The sequence below is a fragment of the Paenibacillus sp. SAFN-054 genome (assembly GCF_051966755.1).
GTDB lineage: Bacteria > Bacillota > Bacilli > Paenibacillales > Paenibacillaceae > Paenibacillus_AQ.
This window is the reverse complement of sequence record NZ_JBQCKS010000001.1, coordinates 1,198,887-1,215,341: the sequence shown is the minus strand read 5'-3', so window position 1 is coordinate 1,215,341 and position 16,455 is coordinate 1,198,887. Positions and strand designations below refer to the sequence as shown.

The window sequence follows — 16,455 nt, the reverse complement described above, 5'->3', positions numbered from 1 at the left end:
TTATATATGATTTAACCGTTCAGCTCTCCAAAATAGTTCCGGTAGGGTTCGAACTTCGCGAGTACCTCGTCTACCTTGCGCATGCGTTCCTCCAAGCTCCCCCTTAGCGTAATGTAGGGAATCCGCCTGGTCTTGAGATCCGCAATGATCTGCTTGTGAAACACATGCCGCTTCTGATCCCCGCTTCGGTCCCATGTATCGTCATAAGGAATATCGTCATCACATAAGAAGAACAGATCGTAGCGCTGGGCGTTCTCCAGTGCGATCCGGGTTAACAGCTCCGGGGCCTGGCCGTGGTAATCCAGGGCGAACATATACGTCGTAATCGCATTGGTATCAACGAACAGAAACCGGTTCGCCTCAAGCAAAGCCTGCTCTTCGCGCTCGATATGTCCTACCGCGATTTCATCGAACGCTTCGAAGCCGATTCGGCGGTCCACCTGGTGCTCGGTCCAATAATCGCGTCCGTATTCGCTCGCATAGGTCGTGCCATACTGCCGTGCCAGCGCTTCGGTGATCGTCGATTTCCCCGTCGACATCGCACCAACGAAGACCACCTTCGTAATCAAGTCCCGGTACACGATATCACTGACGAACTCTCTGTACTTATAAGGATCGGAGCGGACCATCGTCGCTGAGATCGGAACCCGCTCACGGGCTTCATCCACCCGCCGGTCTATGGAACCCAATGCAACACTCATATGCCCGCCGTAAAACTCGCTCGAGTAAAAATGTGTGACTTGCTCGCCGTTCAGCAAACCGAGTATATATTGTTCTTCCCGAATCTCATGCTCCCTGTCATCCGAGTATCCATCCGGGCCGTCCCAGGCTTCGATGACCCGGACTGCCGGATAAAGCTTGCGAATCCAATTGGCCCGGACATGAAGCGGGATCGGGGTAACCGTCGTCTCGTAGATGACCACGATTAATTCATCGACCTCTTGCAGCGCCGTCTCGATCATGAACTGATGGCCCTTATGAAGCGGTGCGAACTTGCCGAGCGTTAGTCCAAGCGTTTTCATGCTGCCACCTCCTTAGCCCCTTTATTCCAATTGTAGTACCCGTAAACCGCGTTGACCAGATAGGCGCTCCACATCACGATCATCATCCAGCCCTCCCCGCTACCCTCGAGCATCCGAATGACCCATAACAGCACCGTAAACAGATTAAGCACCATATAGACCAGCCATTGTTCCTTGAATCTGCGGACCATTAAGAATGTCGCAGCCACGGATAACACGGTCGTCGTGGCATCGATGTAAGGCGAGTTCTGTCCTGAAATGAACGAAAGCCCGAATCCCAGCAGTAAACAACCGACAACACAGATGACCCCAATGAAGAGAAGTCCTTTTAGATTCATCTGACGCATGCTAAGCTTACCGTCTTCTTGGCGGTTATTTCTCCACATATAGAAACCAATGACATTCATAGGAACGAAGAATAGAAGATTCAGCATAACCTCTCCGAACAAACCGTTAATATAGGCCAAATAAGCGTAACCAACGGTGTTATACATGCCGAAAACATAGCTCATCAGGCTGCCCTTCGCCGTAAGCACCACACATAGCACTCCGGTGATAAAAACCGTAAATCCGAATAAAGAGTCCTTTGTAATCACTGTAAACCCGACAGCGATCGCAGTAAACAGCACCAACCATGCTATTTCAAACCCATTCCAGCCACCTGTAATTTTCCTCATTTTGTTCCCCTCCGCTTTTTCCACCCATTGTAAAGTGAATAGCAACCCTACATAGTATCTTTATGATAATAACATTGTGTTACTAACAAAATTAACAGAAAAGCCTGCGAAGTGCAAGTGAATTTTTGCTCACTTTCGCAGGCAGGCTTCTCCTCTTTGCTTTTTAGTGACCGTGCTGGGCTGCAAAAAAACGATCCATCATTTGTTTCTTTTCTTTCGGGCTTCTCAGCAGAACGATCTCTCCGTCTTCATCAACGGTAAAATGCCCCTTAAATGCATCCGGCATCGCTTGATACTGCTCCTCCACTTGCTGAAGCACTTTTTCAAAACAGGGATAACCATATTTTGTAATCAGGAAAGGCAGACCGAAGGCAGATCTTAAATACTCATATTCTTCGTAATTATAGGGCGTAGACTCCGGCCTCTTCATCAAGATCTTAAGGAAATGGCTCATGTTCTTGTCGATCTCTGCTTCGGAAGCATAGTGAGCTAATCCACGGATGGCGAGCAGCTTCATGTCCAGATATCGTTCTTTCTTATAGGCATTCTGAAAAAAATCTTTCAATTCCAATTCGTTGCACCGGGTAAGACCGTACAGAATTTGATTTCGAAGTGCTATATTTTTGGATTTCAAATAAAGATTCCTTATCCAATCCGCTTCATCGGTTGTCAGCAACTCATAGGATACATGACTCATGGCGGAGATGAACTTCGGATCATTTTCTCGAATGGGGGAAGTCGTCAGGTACTTCATCGACTCCATATGAAGCTGTTGATTTAAGGACATCGCGTCATCACTCCTTTAAATTAAAATTTGCAGGCCCATTCCTCATCATCCATGCCATATCGAATGGGCCTGATCGTCGATAACCTCTAGGATCCTTCTTGTATAGATAAAATTGAACTAAAGAAAGGGAAAGCACTTCTCCTGTATTCCGGATGGAATCAATGAGAAGCAGGGTTAAACTTTAATTCATTTTATTTAGATGTTACTATTTTAAGGGAAAGGCTGCCAGATACATATCGTGTTTTTCTAAATATAAACCTATAGGAGGTACAAATGGAACAAAAGCTTAAAGATCAATTGAACGAGTGGCATGAAGAAGACGAACATCAGCGAATTGTCGATTCGCTCGAAGCCATTCCTGATGAAGAACGAGACTATGAAATGATCAGCCTATTGGCCAGAGCCTATAACAATTTGGGGCTTTATGAGGAAGCGCTCGAGCAATTTGATCACATTGCGGAGGCAGGAAAAGTGGACGCCCTATGGCATTATCGGGTAGGGTATGCACTCTATTATTTAAAACGGTATGAGGAAGCGGCTCGAGCTTTCCGCCAATCGGATGAATTAGAGTCCGGAGATCCAAATACTGAGTTCTTTTTAAGACAGAGCATTCAACGGTCAGAGAAGCAGAAAAGAGAAGAACTCCGGCTTGCCAAGAAGAAAGAATCCTTGAAGTGTGGCGATTCCGCAGAGGGAAAGGTTCCTTTTTCAGATATGTCTCTAACGGATTTGTGGGAGGACAGCGAGTATGCAAAAGAGTCTTATCAATCAGAGCCTCCCACGGATGAACTCATCGATTCGATTGAGAAAGAGCTTGGTTATAAGCTTCCCTCCTCTTATATTCATTTAATGAAGCAGCAGAATGGCGGAGTGCCAAGGCACACTTGCTTTCCGACAGAGGAACCGACTTCCTGGGCTGAAGATCATATTGCCATTACAGGTATCATGGGTATCGGGCGCGAGAAAAGCTATTCCTTATGCGGAGATCTGGGCAGTCCGTTTATGATTGAGGAATGGGGATATCCCGAAATTGGAGTGGTGATCTGCGATTGTCCTTCAGCAGGTCATGATGTCGTCATGCTGGATTACCGAGCTTGCGGCAGAGATGGTGAACCAGAAGTGGTACACGTCGATCAAGAAGATGATTATGAGATTACCTTCCTTGCCGATAATTTTGAAGAGTTTATCAAAGGCTTAGTAAACGAAGAACAATATGATACTTTTGAAGAAGACAAAGAAGAAGCTCTGGATAAAGTAGCGAACGGCAAATTTTCTCCTCTGCTGGAGGAGCTGTGCTCCCGGGTAACCGAAGTGGAACAAGTCGAACAGAAAATCCGGAGCATTTGTACACGGGTTGTTGAGGAAAAAGGCCATTTTTCTTTTCATGCAGATGAATTATCCTATGTCATGTATGATGTGCAGTTTTGGTTATATACCAAGTCATATCCGGATACCAGTCGTGACCAGTATGTGGCAGCCTATCAGAACATGATCGCTTTTGGCGGAGAATTCGGTCAAGGTGGATATGCTCCCGCTTTTATTACGGATTGGCTTGATCAGCGCATTAAGGAAGGACGGATTGTACAGGATCACGGGATGATTCGCTTCACCGATTCGTATGCAGAAGAAGTAATGAACAAGTTAAAGGAAGGCTAAACTTAAGCTTATGCTTTTGAATGCAAAAGAGAAAAGAGCTCGCTTTCAAAGCGGGCTCTTTTCCATATGAAATGCTATAAAAAGCCTCTATATATGGATTCAACTTCCATTCACCGGAATCAATTCATACAAGGCACGAATATCACAATCGAGGGAATCGGCGATCGATATAGCCATTTTGAGTGGCATCACCCTTTTATGATCCATATAATCGTACACGCGTTCCGGCTTGAAAAGCAAGTGTTGGGCCAGCCATTCCGCAGACTTTCCGGATTCCTTCAAACGTTCATTCAGTAAGCAACGTCCCAGTTCGAATTTCATGAAGCACAACGACCTCCCGCTAAAATAATCCTAACCTTAAGCGTTGTCCAATGCCGGCATGAATATACTTTTGCTGTGCCCCTACTTTTCGTAGTTGCTCCTTCCTTCTGACAAGGTCATGAGGTGGATAAATATTCATTAGGAGAGCCATAGAAACTGTCTTTTGTACAAGCAATCAGCTCACGTTTATCCCTAGTCAGTGTAGCATTATCATCTTCTATGAAAAAAAAGCCGCTAATTTAGCGGCTTTCTGTCCATGCGATGTTATTATTCCTCGATACTTTACACGGGTAAGATTTCTGGATTGGATTCAGTTTTACTTGATTTTGGTTTTGATTCTGCTCCCACAGCCGCAAATGATCGTATGCTTCAAATTTTTGATCGGCTGGTGGCAAATGAGACATACACTGTTCTGAAGGTTCATCCCTGTTCACCCTTTCCATTCATTTGTTCGTCGCCTCGATCCCTGCGGCTGCCGTCTTTAGGGGCAAAGCTGCTGCTGCGGCCTTACGCTTGAACGGTCAAGCCCAATCCTTCGGCAACGCGGGTTCCGTAATCCGGGTCCGCTTTGTAGAAATGGGATATTTGGCGCAGTTTGATTTCTTCGAGTTCCACCGGCTTCATTGCTTCTACGATGTTCCGGATGAGGCGGGCCTTCTCTTCTTCACTCATCAAGCGGTATAAGTCTCCGGCTTGCGTATAGTGATCGTTATGATCGTATGACGTTTGGGCCGCAGTACCGTAAACTTCGAACGGAGTTATTTTGGCGTGCGGATCTTCCTTCGGACCGTTGTAGCTGTTAGGTTCGTAATACACTGATCCTCCGCCGTTTGTTCCCGAGTTCATGTATCCGTCGCGTTGATAGTTGTTGACCGGCACTTTCGGTCTGTTGATCGGCAGTTGATTGTGGTTCGCTCCTACGCGGTAACGGTGTGCATCCGCATAAGCGAACAGGCGGCCCTGCAGCATTTTATCCGGAGACGGTTCAACGCCGGGTACCAGGTTGCCAGGAGAGAACGTTGCCTGCTCCACTTCAGCAAAATAGTTCTCCGGATTCCGGTCGAGCACCATTTGTCCAACCTCGATTAGCGGATAATCCTTATGAGACCACGTCTTGGTAACGTCAAACGGATCGAACCGATACGTATTCGCATCTTCCAAAGGCATGATCTGGACGTACAGCGTCCAGGACGGAAAGTCTCCTGCTTCTATCGCCTGATGCAAATCTTGAATGTGGTAGTCGGGATTTTCGCCGGCCAGCTTTGCCGCCAGATCCGGATCCAGGTTTCTCACGCCCTGATTCGTCTTAAAGTGATATTGAACCCACACCCCTTCTCCCTGTTCGTTAACCCATTTGAACGTATGGCTTCCGAAACCGTGCATATGCCGCAGTGTTGCCGGAATGCCGCGGTCTCCCATCAGGTAGGTTACCTGGTGCAGAGACTCAGGCGATAAGGACCAGAAATCCCATACAGCGTTCGGATTTTTCAGGTGCGTTCTCGGATCGCGCTTTTGAGTATGGATAAAGTCAGGGAATTTAATCGCGTCGCGGATGAAAAACACGGGCGTATTGTTGCCGACGATATCGTAATTGCCTTCCTCGGTGTAGAACTTCACGGCAAATCCACGAGGGTCGCGAACGGTATCTGCGGAGCCCAGTTCTCCCGCTACGGTCGAAAAACGGACAAAGAGGTCGGTCCGCTTGCCCGCGTCATGGAACAGCTTCGCTTTAGTGTACTTAGACATGTCATTGGTCAATTCAAAATAACCGTGCGCTCCGGCACCCTTCGCATGTACGACACGCTCAGGCACTCTCTCGCGGTTAAAGTGGGCTAATTTCTCCAGCAAATGAACATCTTGAATGAGGGTAGGACCGCGATGTCCGGCCGTGATGGAATTCTGATTGTCCCCCACCGGGGCTCCCCAGCTTGTTGTCAGTTTATTATCGGAATGATTCGTATTCATCAGCTCTCCACCTTTTACGCAATTATGATAATCAAAAACCTCATAAACAAATGATAACATTTATCAGTTTAAAGTCAATATCTATTTATAATAATTATAATTAAGGTGATTACGACTTCCCGAATAAATCCTTTGCATTTCAGCTTCCTATGCATTACACTTTTTATATTGACAAATATGCAGGTCTAAACAAGGAGGTTAACACGCGATGTGCCCCCGTACCAAACAACAAAATGAGCTCATCCGCATGCAGCGCAGAGAGCAGATTCTGGACGTCGCTGCGCGCTCATACTTTCGCACGGGCGGCAGCTTTGATATTCGCGACGTCGCCCGCGAGGCAGGTCTTGGTTACGGTACCGTTTACCATTATTATCCCAACCGTCATTTATTAATAGAAGATGTGTTAGAAAGCGGCTTCGAGCGATGCGAGCAGGTGATCGCACAATGGTCGTACATCCGTGGCAGCTCCTCGGATGACTGCCCGTTGTTGGCGTATTGTAAAGAGCTGCTCCGGCTATGGCAATCGGACGCCCGGGCATATCTCGTCTACAAAATGGCGGCGGAACATTATGCAGGCCTGCCTGAAAAGGATCGATCCCACGCCAAGGAACGCTTTATGGAACGGCTGTACGTCCCGCTTCAAGCGATTGCCCAGTGCGAAGACGACAGCGTGGACCATATGCTAGCCGTAATGGTTGGTTGCTGTGGGCTGTACTACTATGCGGGCAATTCCGACCTGGACGTCGATCGAATTGCCCGACTCGCAATGCAAGCTATGACGAAGGAGTCCTGATACGAACATGGTGATTTTAAAAAGCAAGCATGAAATAGAGGCGATCCGCAAGGCATGCCAAGTGGTGGCTGAATGCCATCGGACCATCGCGCCGCTTATCCAACCGGGTATTACCACCAACGAGATTGAGCGTATATTCGAGGACATTATGCTGAAGCACGGCGCCAAGCCATACCAGAAAGGCTATAGGGGCTATCCATATGCGACCTGTGCTTCCGCCAATGATTTGATCGCACATGGCTTCCCCAGCAGTAAGCCACTTGAAGAAGGCGATATCGTGACGATCGACACGGTCGCTGAGCTCGATGGCTGGCTCGGCGATTCGGCGTGGAGTTATGCGGTCGGACAGATTTCTCAGACGGCCGAGAAGCTGATGCGTGTCACGAAGGAGTGTCTTGACCTGGGTATCGGGCAGGCCCAGCCCGGCAATCGACTGGGCGACGTGACAAGCGCGATTCAGCGGCATGCGGAATCACACGGTTTCGGCGTCGTACGCGACCTTCTTGCTCATGGCATCGGCCGCGACCTGCACGAGGAGCCGACTTATATGCATGTCGGCAAGCCGGGTAAAGGCCTCCGTATCAAGGAAGGAATGGTATTCACGATCGAGCCTATGATTACCGAAGGCACCTATTCCATGACAATCGATCCAGATGGCTGGACCGCACGGACGATGGATGGCAAGCTCGCCGCCCAGTACGAGCATACGATCGCCATCACGGCTGAAGGCCCGCAAATTTTGACCGCGCAATAGAAATAGGGTCTAAGTACAATTGAAATACAATAGAAAAATTAAAGGTCGACCAGCGAAATGGTCGACCTTTTTGTTCGTATGCAGAAGAGTATCTTTCTTCATTCGTTAAAGCTGTAGAATCATATCCTTAGTGCTAATCAAACCTCAATTCCGCTCGCTGAGCACGACATACACCCCATTATCGTCGGTTTCCACTGGATAACCGCGCAGCTTCGCGTCGCTGCCAGCAGCCAGGTGATGGCCGCTCACGAGGTCGAACTCCCAGCCGTGCCAGGGGCAGCGCAGGACCCGATTCTCCAACCCGTAATGATAATCGTAAACCCCGGAAGGAAGCCGGGTCCCCCGTATCGCTCCCGCGCATACCGGCGCCGCGGCATGCGGACAAACGTTACGCCACGCATAGTATTCACCTTCGATCCGAAACAGGCCGATTTCCATCTCTTTCACTTTTACGATAAGTCTACCGCCGTCGCTAATCGCACCCGGCTCTGCCACTTTCACTCTCATGAGGGCTCCGCCCCCTTGTGCTCCTCCGGGATCGTGAAGCCGTACAGCTCTGCCGCGGTATACCCTAGAATACGTTCTTTCAACTTCTGAGGAAGACCTCTAAGTACGACCTTCGGATTGTCGAAATCCCAATGCGGGTAGTCGGACGAGAACATGGCGATCTGTTCGGCATGCATCATCTCAAAAATCTGCAGCAGATGTTCCGTCTTCTTCGGTTCTTCGATCGGCTGCGTTGTTACCCGCACATGCTCCACAATATACTCCGATGGCAGACGCTTAAGCCACGGCGTGGTATCGCGAAGCGCTTTGTAGTTTTTGTCCATGCGCCACATCAAATGGGGCAGCCAGGCTATGCCGCCTTCAATCGCTACAAATTTGAGCTTCGGATATTTTTCGAATACCCCTTCGCACACCAGACTATTGATATGAGTCATGAAATTGGCTGGCAGAATATTGTGCCATTCCATATACCTGGACGGGTACCCGGCAGGTGTCGGAGGGCCGGATATCCCCTTCCCTTCCGTACCGGGATGAATGGCCACCGGCAGTCCATTCCGTTCCGCCGCTTCGTAGATCGGATGGTAGAAGCGGTTGCCGTACGGCATTCGTGCTCCGCTTCCCATCACGACCTGCACCATGTCCGGATGCGTGCCCATCCTGTCAATCTCTTTGACGGCTTCGGCCGGATCGGAATGATTGATCTGGATGGATCCTTTGAATTTCGGGCTGACGCTGAGCCATTGATCCGCCAGCCAATCGTTGAAGGCGGCGGCTACGGCATTCGCATAGTCCGGATCGGCGTGAAGGGAGAGGCCTTGTTCTCCCCCGCCAGTCAGTATGCCGTAATGGATTCCGAACGGTTCCATATAGTGCTTCAGGACAAACCGCGGATCGCTTCCAGGCGTAGCGCCACTGTCGGTCTTTGCGTCCTGTCGCAACACACCAACGGGCGAATAATACTGCCCATGCACACCAATCCCGCTTTCGAGCCATTGTTGGTGCCATACCTTCGGTAAATAAGGCAGCAAGTCCTGCAGCTTGTCGATCGCATTGTGGATGTCAGCATCAACGATAAACGGTGCGGATCGCATTCCATGCCCTCCTTCGGCTAAAGTCTGGCCGCTTATTTAGAACCATACGTGCGCTTATATGACGTATTATACATATCCAACAGTTCATCGGCGCCGAGCTGCTTCAATTGGTCCAAAAACTGCTGGTAGTTCGCGTCGGTAATCGGCGTCTTGCCTGTGACGAATTCCGTAATTTTCTGTTCCAGAAACTTGGTGAGCGGGGTCAGCTTCGATTTTTCCAGATCAAGCTCTTCCGTCGTCTTCACGAGCGCCTTAGGCGCAGGGATGATGAACTTTTCGTAGCTGCTGTTGATCGTTTTGCTCTTGTCGTCGAGGCCCCTCTCCCACGTTTGGCGTGCCAGTGCGTTGTTCAGTGAAATGTTATCGTACCAGACGCCGAAATCACGGCGCAGCGGCACATAGGGGCTAACTCCGAACTCTTTCATGTAGACAGGCTCCCCGTTTTCAACGGTATACGATTTGCCTTCGATGCCGAGCGACAAATAACGGGTGCCTTCTTCACTCACCAGATAGTCCAGAAATTTGACGGCTCTTTCCTTATCTTTGACTTTCGCCGAGATGGCCCGCCCCACCGATCCTACAACCGGACGGGAAAACTGGTAGGTCTTTACGCCGTCTGCGGCAAACTCGGGAAGCGCGTCCAGATCGTAATCCGGGGTGCCGGCTTGCTTCGCCTTCTCGATCGTCGGGTTCACTTCCGCTTTCCAGAAGTAGGTTACGGACGACTTTCCTTTTAAGAACCGTTCTTGCCACTGATCCTGAGTTAACAAATAAAATTCCGGGTCTAGCAGCTGTTCGGCATACAGCTTATTCATAAATACAAGTGCATCCTTATAACCGCTATTGTACGGCGCGAACTCGTATTTATCTTCCGTCGGATTTTGATTGAAAAAGCCCGAAATACCCGTGAATATCTTTCCGAATACGGTATACATTCCGGTATCCGCCGTGACCGGTGTATTGAAGCTGAGCGGGTAGCTGTCCGGCTCTTTTGCCTTCAGGTCTTTCAGAAACTGATAAAATTCATTGAGATTCGTCGGGGCCTTCAAGCTGTATTTATCCATCAAATCTTTGCGCGCCATCCAAATATAATTGAAGCCTTTCCCTGCGGGATCACCCTCGAGTACAGGAACGTTGTAGATGCCGCCGTCCGCACCTGTTGCCACGGCTTTCGCTTCGGGATACGTATCGTAAAACTTTTTGAGATTAGGCGCGATATCCAAATAATCGTTCAAATTCAGGAACACTTTCTCCGGGCCGTTCTCTCTGGCCTCTTGATTCGTCGGCTGACTAAAATCAGTGATCGTGTTGGTAGCGATCATAATCTGCCGCTTCTCCGTCAAGCCTTCTTGGCTGACGACCTGCCAATCCACCTTGACGCCCGTCTTCGCTTCGATTTGCTTGAAAATCTCCCAATCGTTCTTTACCTTTCCTTCCGTACGATCATAAACGAGCCAGGAGAAGGTTATTGGCTTTTGCGAGTCTGTCCCTCCGCCATCTGCCCCTTCTTTCGCCCCGCCTTTCCCACTGCAGCCCGCGGTCAGAACGCTCAGCATCACGGCAGAGAGTATGATGGCCATCATTCGTTTACTCACTTATTTACACCCTCCTTATAATGACATCGGTTATATAGGAATAGACTCCAGCGGAATATGCATCTACCCTTTGATCCCGCCGATCATGGTGCCTTGTACGAAGTATTTTTGAATGAACGGATACACGCATAGTATCGGCAACGTAGCAATAGTGATCATGGCGTATTTCAGCGTCTCAATATAGTCCGTGTTGCCTTCGCCCTGCACATTTGAACCGGCGATAATGATATTGCGCAGCATGATCTGCAAAGGATACATGCTCCGGTCGTTCAAATAGATCAGCGCATCGAAGAACGAGTTCCATTGGTTGACGGCGGTGAACAAACCGATGGAGACGAGTACCGGGAGCGATAGCGGCAGTACAATCCGCAGGAACACCTGCATCGTACCGCAGCCATCCATCGTAGCGGCATCTTCAAGCTCATCCGGCAATCCCTCGAAAAAGGTGCGCATGATAAACAAATACCACGTGCTGACTAGCGACGGCAGCACGATCGCCCACATCGTATCAAGCAGTCCCAGTTTCTGCACCACAAGGAAGGTCGGGATCATCCCCCCGCCGAACATCAGCGTGAAGGCAGCCAGAAACAATATCAGCGGACGGCCTGGGAGCCCCTTTTTGGCGAGCGGATAAGCCATGGCTGACGTAACGGCGAGTGATAAGAAGGTTTGAACCGCCGTATAGCGAATCGTGTTCCAATAGCTGATCCATAGATCCGGATTGCTGAGGAGCCGCTCATAAGCAACCCAATTGATCGCTTTGGGCCAGAGAACGACCTGCCCGCTCATGACCATCGCGTTATCACTGATGGAAGCGGAGAACACATATACGAGTGGATATACCATCACGATAATCAGGGCGGCCATGAGGAGGATGTTGACAGCGTCAAACAGCTTCGAGCCGAAGCTTTCCTTGATTTTCATTTTCTCGGCCCCCTTCACCAAAGACTTGTGTCCGAAAATTTCTTGACGACTCGGTTCGCGGAGACGACGAGCACAAATCCGATCACCGACTGGAACAAACCGACAGCCGTAGCAAAGCTGAAGTCAGCGGAAAGGATGCCGCGGCGATAAATGTATGTGTTGAGGACATCCGCGGTCTCATAGGTCATCGGATTGTAGAGCAGCATAATTTTTTGGAAGCCAGTTTCCATAAAGTGGCTCAGCGTCAGGACGAACAGGACGATCATAACCGGAATCATGCCGATCAAGGTCACATGACGCATTTGCTGAAACCGGTTGGCGCCGTCGATTTTAGCAGCCTCATACAAGGTCGGATCGACGCCGGCAATAGCCGCCAAATACAGGATGGTGCCCCAGCCGATCGTCTGCCAAATTTCCGAGCCTACATAAATCGTACGGAACCATCCGGGCTCTCCAAGAAACATGATTCGCCCGAAGCCGAGCCAGTCGAGCAGATGATTCACGATTCCGGTCTGCTGCGACAAAAAGGTCACCATAATGCCGGCGATTACGACGGTTGACAGAAAGTGAGGCATGTAGCTGACGCTCTGCACGAACCATTTGAACTTCCGGATTCGGATTTCATGGAACAGCAAGGCAAGAATAATCGGTGCCGGAAAACGAAACAGCAGATCGTACACATTGAGCATGACCGTATTGCGGACCAGCTTCCAGGCATCCGGCGTGTTGACGAAAAAATCAATGAAATGCTGCAGGCCGACAAACTTGCTGCCCAAGATACCACGGCCAATCGAGAAATTCTGAAACGCGATGATCACCCCGTACATCGGTGCGTATTTGAAGAGGATGTAATACAGGATGCCGGGCAGCATCAACAAATATAAAGTTCTGTACTTCTTCAGCTTAAATCGGAGAGAAACCCCTTTTTGACTAGGGATACGGGCTGGTATTTGTGTGTTCGCGGCATCGCTTCGATTCAATGACAACGGTTTCACCTCCTTTGGCAGGCGTTTGAACGCGAGCCGAATCGTTGCTCTGACTATAGGTTGTGACACGCCGCGGGTAAAGCATCATGTTTTCGGGATGTCTTCATTTTTACAACCCGCATAAGAACGCCACTTGCATGATAAGCAGGTGCAAAAAATGAGACATCGAAAAAAAGAAGACTCACGTTTGATGAATCGTGCGATATTTGGCCGGGGTAATTCCTTCGTAACGGCGGAAATTACGGATGAACGAGTTCCTCCCCCAATAGCCAATTTGTCCGGCAATATCGTCGATTTTCATATCCGTTTCGAGCAAAAATTGCTTTGCCTTCGAAATCCTGTACTTGGCGATGTATTCCACATACTTCTCGCCCACCTCTTCCTTGAACATGCGGCTGAAATGCCCGGCGGACATGTTCATTTGTTCCGCGAAATATTCAATCGAAAGCTCTTCGTTATAATGAGCCTGAATATAATCCAAAATTTCGCCAAACTGTTGTTTCCGGTCCGGCGCTTCGGTCTTCTGAAACAATGCGTGGTGTATTTCCCGGAACGTGTGTCTCATTTCTTCCCAGGTTACACAGCGGTTGATGGCGGCAAACAGCTCGGAATATACCGAGATGTCAAAATCGTTTCGCTGGCTTTCGATAGCGCGGGCCCAAGTATTCAGCACATCGGTGCCCAAGTTCCTCATCTGGCTTGCGTTCGCATTGCTCCGCATCCCGGCGTCCAGCAGGTCGAACATGGACTGAAGCAAGCTTTTGAAATCGCCTGCTTTATACCTGTTGAAGATCCGGTTCACTTCTTGAGAAGACAAGAAACTGTCTCCTGACGCTCGCTCCTTCCACACCCTTTGTTCGCTGCAAATTTCGGCCCCAGCATGCAAACTCTTATAATGGAGCATCGAAATCGCATGATTGTATGACTGATGGAGGGCAGCGACAGAATGAACCGTGATCCCGATCCCAATGGAGGCTTTGTAGTAAGGATGCTCCAGGAGCTGCTTCATAACATTCGCTGTTTCCAAGGGGTCGCAGAACGGGTTCTCATCGTGATGCAATACACAGGACAATTGCTCGGAACGTGTCTGGCATACCCAAATGATCGCGGGGGACAGCTTGCGAATGTTCTCCTTCATCTCCGCCAGCATAAACGACTTGGACGTCTCAGACAGCTGTTCCGCATATGGCGAATAGTATTCGATATCGATGCATAGGACCGTTGCGGATGATAATGGTTTGTATGGGAAGGCAATTTCTTTGGCGTAATATTCGATCGACAGGCTGTCCCGGTATTCACCAAACAACACGCGAACAATAAACTGCTCCTGGACAATCGGGAACATGCCGTTAACCGTCTGTATCAGCTCTTTATTCTTCGAGATAAGCGAATGCGAAAACCGTTTTATCGTATCGAACTCGTTGCCTCTGGGAGAGCCGGGTGCGTCGTCATCATGATTATGCTGCGATTCCAATCCCGTCTTAATTTCGCGGATCGGGTTATACAGCCTTCGGCTCAAATAATAAGAAACGAAGCCGCCTACGACAATAAACATGCCAAGCAGCGCGAACGTCATCATGCGAATCGTGCTGGCAGGCTTCATTAAGGCGGACAGATCAATCATGCTGACATAGTACCACGTATCGTTGAATCGAGATTTTGTAAATGATAGCGCTTTCTTATTTGGGTTTAAAAATAATGTCTGTTCCGGAATCGCATGGAACATCGCTGCAAATGAATCAGGCTTCAGCTCGGATGATCCGCTAGAGATCAGGACGGAGCCAGACGAGTTGACCATCATCGTATCCGTTATCCACTTCTCCTGAATGCCCATTAGCTCGCGAAGCTTATTCAAATCAAGATTCACGACCAAATAAACGTCGGGATTCGTGCTGTTGAATGGATAGCTCATCAGCATGGCGATGTTGGAATGAGTTGAGACGGTGTCCCGGGTGAATTGCGGCCTTTCGAATATGGTGTGCGGTCTAGTAAAAACCATCGACTTCTTGCCGGTAAAATGGGCAAAGTAGGATGGTAAATCCGTATCTTTTACCGGATACTGCTCCTTGAAATACTCGTCTTTGGTGTTGTATGTATTGCCGTCAATGACAAGATCTTCGCTCGCAAAGTACAGGAACGATTTGTACACCAAATGTTCCGAATCCAGCTTATTCATTTGCTGCATAAGCGAGTGGATCCATTCGAAGTGCTGCATGAGTTCGGCCGGATCGTCCGGCGTTCTCGGAAAGTTCCTGACGCTCACCGCCGACAGCATGTTCACCATGTCACGTTCAAGAATGGCGAAGGTGTCATCGGTTTGTTCCGAGAAATGCTGCATGATGGTATTGTTCAATCTTTCCGCATCATGCTCAATCAACCGGACGACAAAAAAATTAGTCAGTACGGCGGCTACGATGACTGGGATAAGAATCAGCGCGAAGTAATTAGCGAAGAACCTACAAAACAGCACAGTGCGATACGTTTGCCAGACACGGTTTACCATGACAATCCTCCTAATAAAATTTCATGAATCCAACAGAATTACGAAATATTATTTCATCCCTATTTTAAACGATTCTCACTAAATATATATTTTTTTATGTTAATCTTTCCAAAATTTCGCTTAGAGCCGCAAGGTTTTACCACTTATTTTCCAGTTTATGACTTTGCCTACACTACCCATTTCCCGTTATAATGCCTCGTGAAGGAGATGATGTCGATGACAACCAAAAAATGGACGATGATTTCGATCTTCGTCGTCCTCCTAGTCATTCAAAACTTCGCATGGAAAGCTGACCATGCCGAAGCAGCTCCAGTCCTTTCATTAGGGAGCGAGGATCCCAAAGTTTCAGATTTACAGTACCGTCTGCAGGTGCTTGGTCTCTATGCCGGCCCGCTTGACGGAAATTTCGGCACCGGGACAGAGGCCAGCGTCAAACGATTCCAGAAGGAGTACGGCGCGGCGGCAGATGGTACAGTCGGTCCCACTACATGGAGAAAGCTCCGAAAGTATACCTTAAGCAAAAACGATATGGAGATTATGGCTAAAATCATCTACAGCGAAGCCCGCGGCGAGTCCTACAAAGGACAGGTAGCCGTCGGTGCCGTCGTCATGAACCGGATCCAGTCGGACGAGTTCCCGGACACAATTCAAGGCGTTGTCTTTCAGAAGAACGCATTTACCGCCGTCAGCGACGGCCAGTACGGCATGAAGCCGAACCGAACTGCTTACCGTGCCGCCATCGATGCTGTGCGCGGATGGGACCCGACCCATAACTCGCTCTATTACTATAATCCGAGAACGGCAACGAATAAGTGGATTTGGACACGCGCCCGTACCGTAAATATCGGACGTCATGTATTTGCCATTTGATTTC

General features: G+C 49.1%; 15 protein-coding genes. 4 read left to right on the top strand and 11 right to left on the bottom strand.

Features of this window, described 5'->3' with window-relative positions; genetic code table 11:
* Window positions 1-11 precede the first annotated feature (11 nt).
* The 3 genes from ACTHPM_RS05695 to ACTHPM_RS05685 all read right to left on the bottom strand — a co-directional run bounded on the left by ACTHPM_RS05695 (window position 12) and on the right by ACTHPM_RS05685 (window position 2,486).
* The gene (locus tag ACTHPM_RS05695) at window positions 12-1,022 is read right to left on the bottom strand and encodes an AAA family ATPase (protein WP_440394224.1); all 1,011 of its coding nucleotides are present in this window, start codon (window positions 1,020-1,022) and stop codon (window positions 12-14) included.
* Window positions 1,019-1,699 (bottom strand): nicotinamide riboside transporter PnuC, encoded by a 681-nt coding sequence (gene pnuC, locus ACTHPM_RS05690; RefSeq protein ID WP_440394223.1) that lies wholly within the window; start codon window positions 1,697-1,699, stop codon window positions 1,019-1,021. The genes ACTHPM_RS05695 and pnuC overlap by 4 nt, the downstream gene beginning before the upstream one ends.
* Before the next feature lie 163 nt (window positions 1,700-1,862).
* Complete coding sequence (locus ACTHPM_RS05685) at window positions 1,863-2,486, bottom strand: hypothetical protein (RefSeq protein WP_440394222.1); 624 nt, start codon at window positions 2,484-2,486, stop codon at window positions 1,863-1,865.
* Window positions 2,487-2,759: 273 nt separating this feature from the next.
* Here ACTHPM_RS05685 and ACTHPM_RS05680 point away from each other — a divergent pair, with 273 nt between their 5' ends.
* A complete protein-coding gene (locus ACTHPM_RS05680) occupies window positions 2,760-4,142 on the top strand; it encodes an SMI1/KNR4 family protein (protein WP_440394221.1) in 1,383 nt (460 codons plus the stop codon).
* Between the two features lie 99 nt (window positions 4,143-4,241).
* Here the strand turns inward: ACTHPM_RS05680 and ACTHPM_RS05675 are convergent, their stop codons facing one another.
* A complete protein-coding gene (locus ACTHPM_RS05675; RefSeq protein WP_440394220.1) occupies window positions 4,242-4,463 on the bottom strand; it encodes an XRE family transcriptional regulator in 222 nt (73 codons plus the stop codon).
* A 507-nt stretch (window positions 4,464-4,970) separates the two neighbouring features.
* Window positions 4,971-6,428, bottom strand: coding sequence for a catalase KatA (gene katA / locus ACTHPM_RS05670; protein ID WP_440394219.1), 1,458 nt, complete (start codon window positions 6,426-6,428; stop codon window positions 4,971-4,973).
* 208 nt (window positions 6,429-6,636) lie between these two features.
* On the opposite strand from katA, the gene ACTHPM_RS05665 reads away from it, so the two are divergent.
* On the top strand, window positions 6,637-7,221 hold the full coding sequence (locus ACTHPM_RS05665; RefSeq protein ID WP_440394218.1) for a TetR/AcrR family transcriptional regulator: 585 nt from the start codon (window positions 6,637-6,639) through the stop codon (window positions 7,219-7,221).
* Between the two features lie 7 nt (window positions 7,222-7,228).
* Complete coding sequence (gene map, locus ACTHPM_RS05660) at window positions 7,229-7,975, top strand: type I methionyl aminopeptidase (RefSeq protein WP_440394217.1); 747 nt, start codon at window positions 7,229-7,231, stop codon at window positions 7,973-7,975.
* 144 nt (window positions 7,976-8,119) lie between these two features.
* On the opposite strand, the gene ACTHPM_RS05655 is transcribed toward map, so the two are convergent.
* The 6 genes from ACTHPM_RS05655 to ACTHPM_RS05630 all read right to left on the bottom strand — a co-directional run bounded on the left by ACTHPM_RS05655 (window position 8,120) and on the right by ACTHPM_RS05630 (window position 15,581).
* Complete coding sequence (locus ACTHPM_RS05655) at window positions 8,120-8,482, bottom strand: Rieske (2Fe-2S) protein (RefSeq protein ID WP_440394216.1); 363 nt, start codon at window positions 8,480-8,482, stop codon at window positions 8,120-8,122.
* Entirely contained in the window at window positions 8,479-9,573 is a 1,095-nt protein-coding gene (locus ACTHPM_RS05650) for an amidohydrolase family protein (protein ID WP_440394215.1), read from the bottom strand. Before ACTHPM_RS05650 ends, ACTHPM_RS05655 begins: the two co-directional genes overlap by 4 nt.
* Window positions 9,574-9,605: 32 nt before the next feature.
* Window positions 9,606-11,156: an extracellular solute-binding protein gene (locus ACTHPM_RS05645; protein ID WP_440395362.1), complete on the bottom strand. Its 1,551-nt coding sequence runs from the start codon at window positions 11,154-11,156 to the stop codon at window positions 9,606-9,608.
* Between the two features lie 75 nt (window positions 11,157-11,231).
* Window positions 11,232-12,092: a carbohydrate ABC transporter permease gene (locus ACTHPM_RS05640; RefSeq protein ID WP_440394214.1), complete on the bottom strand. Its 861-nt coding sequence runs from the start codon at window positions 12,090-12,092 to the stop codon at window positions 11,232-11,234.
* Between the two features lie 14 nt (window positions 12,093-12,106).
* Window positions 12,107-12,964, bottom strand: a complete 858-nt coding sequence (locus ACTHPM_RS05635) for an ABC transporter permease (protein ID WP_440395361.1) — start codon at window positions 12,962-12,964, stop codon at window positions 12,107-12,109.
* A gap of 295 nt (window positions 12,965-13,259) precedes the next feature.
* Window positions 13,260-15,581: a helix-turn-helix domain-containing protein gene (locus ACTHPM_RS05630; protein WP_440394213.1), complete on the bottom strand. Its 2,322-nt coding sequence runs from the start codon at window positions 15,579-15,581 to the stop codon at window positions 13,260-13,262.
* A gap of 216 nt (window positions 15,582-15,797) precedes the next feature.
* Between ACTHPM_RS05630 and ACTHPM_RS05625 the strand changes: the two genes are divergently transcribed.
* Window positions 15,798-16,451 carry a cell wall hydrolase gene (locus tag ACTHPM_RS05625; protein ID WP_440394212.1) on the top strand — a complete coding sequence of 218 codons (654 nt, stop codon included), beginning with the start codon at window positions 15,798-15,800 and terminating at the stop codon, window positions 16,449-16,451.
* Window positions 16,452-16,455: the final 4 nt, after the last annotated feature.

Excerpts from the sequence above, each read along its gene's own strand:
- ACTHPM_RS05680 (WP_440394221.1), top strand. The coding sequence starts at position 2,760 with ATGGAACAAAAGCTTAAAGATCAATTGAACGAGTGGCATGAAGAAGAC.
- ACTHPM_RS05625 (WP_440394212.1), top strand. The coding sequence starts at position 15,798 with ATGACAACCAAAAAATGGACGATGATTTCGATCTTCGTCGTCCTCCTA.
- ACTHPM_RS05695 (WP_440394224.1), bottom strand. The coding sequence starts at position 1,022 with ATGAAAACGCTTGGACTAACGCTCGGCAAGTTCGCACCGCTTCATAAG.
- ACTHPM_RS05675 (WP_440394220.1), bottom strand. The coding sequence starts at position 4,463 with ATGAAATTCGAACTGGGACGTTGCTTACTGAATGAACGTTTGAAGGAA.
- ACTHPM_RS05655 (WP_440394216.1), bottom strand. The coding sequence starts at position 8,482 with ATGAGAGTGAAAGTGGCAGAGCCGGGTGCGATTAGCGACGGCGGTAGA.
- ACTHPM_RS05665 (WP_440394218.1), top strand. The coding sequence starts at position 6,637 with ATGTGCCCCCGTACCAAACAACAAAATGAGCTCATCCGCATGCAGCGC.
- katA (WP_440394219.1), bottom strand. The coding sequence starts at position 6,428 with ATGAATACGAATCATTCCGATAATAAACTGACAACAAGCTGGGGAGCC.
- map (WP_440394217.1), top strand. The coding sequence starts at position 7,229 with ATGGTGATTTTAAAAAGCAAGCATGAAATAGAGGCGATCCGCAAGGCA.
- ACTHPM_RS05650 (WP_440394215.1), bottom strand. The coding sequence starts at position 9,573 with ATGCGATCCGCACCGTTTATCGTTGATGCTGACATCCACAATGCGATC.
- pnuC (WP_440394223.1), bottom strand. The coding sequence starts at position 1,699 with ATGAGGAAAATTACAGGTGGCTGGAATGGGTTTGAAATAGCATGGTTG.
- ACTHPM_RS05630 (WP_440394213.1), bottom strand. The coding sequence starts at position 15,581 with ATGGTAAACCGTGTCTGGCAAACGTATCGCACTGTGCTGTTTTGTAGG.
- ACTHPM_RS05640 (WP_440394214.1), bottom strand. The coding sequence starts at position 12,092 with ATGAAAATCAAGGAAAGCTTCGGCTCGAAGCTGTTTGACGCTGTCAAC.
- ACTHPM_RS05685 (WP_440394222.1), bottom strand. The coding sequence starts at position 2,486 with ATGTCCTTAAATCAACAGCTTCATATGGAGTCGATGAAGTACCTGACG.
- ACTHPM_RS05635 (WP_440395361.1), bottom strand. The coding sequence starts at position 12,964 with ATGCTGCCCGGCATCCTGTATTACATCCTCTTCAAATACGCACCGATG.
- ACTHPM_RS05645 (WP_440395362.1), bottom strand. The coding sequence starts at position 11,156 with ATGATGGCCATCATACTCTCTGCCGTGATGCTGAGCGTTCTGACCGCG.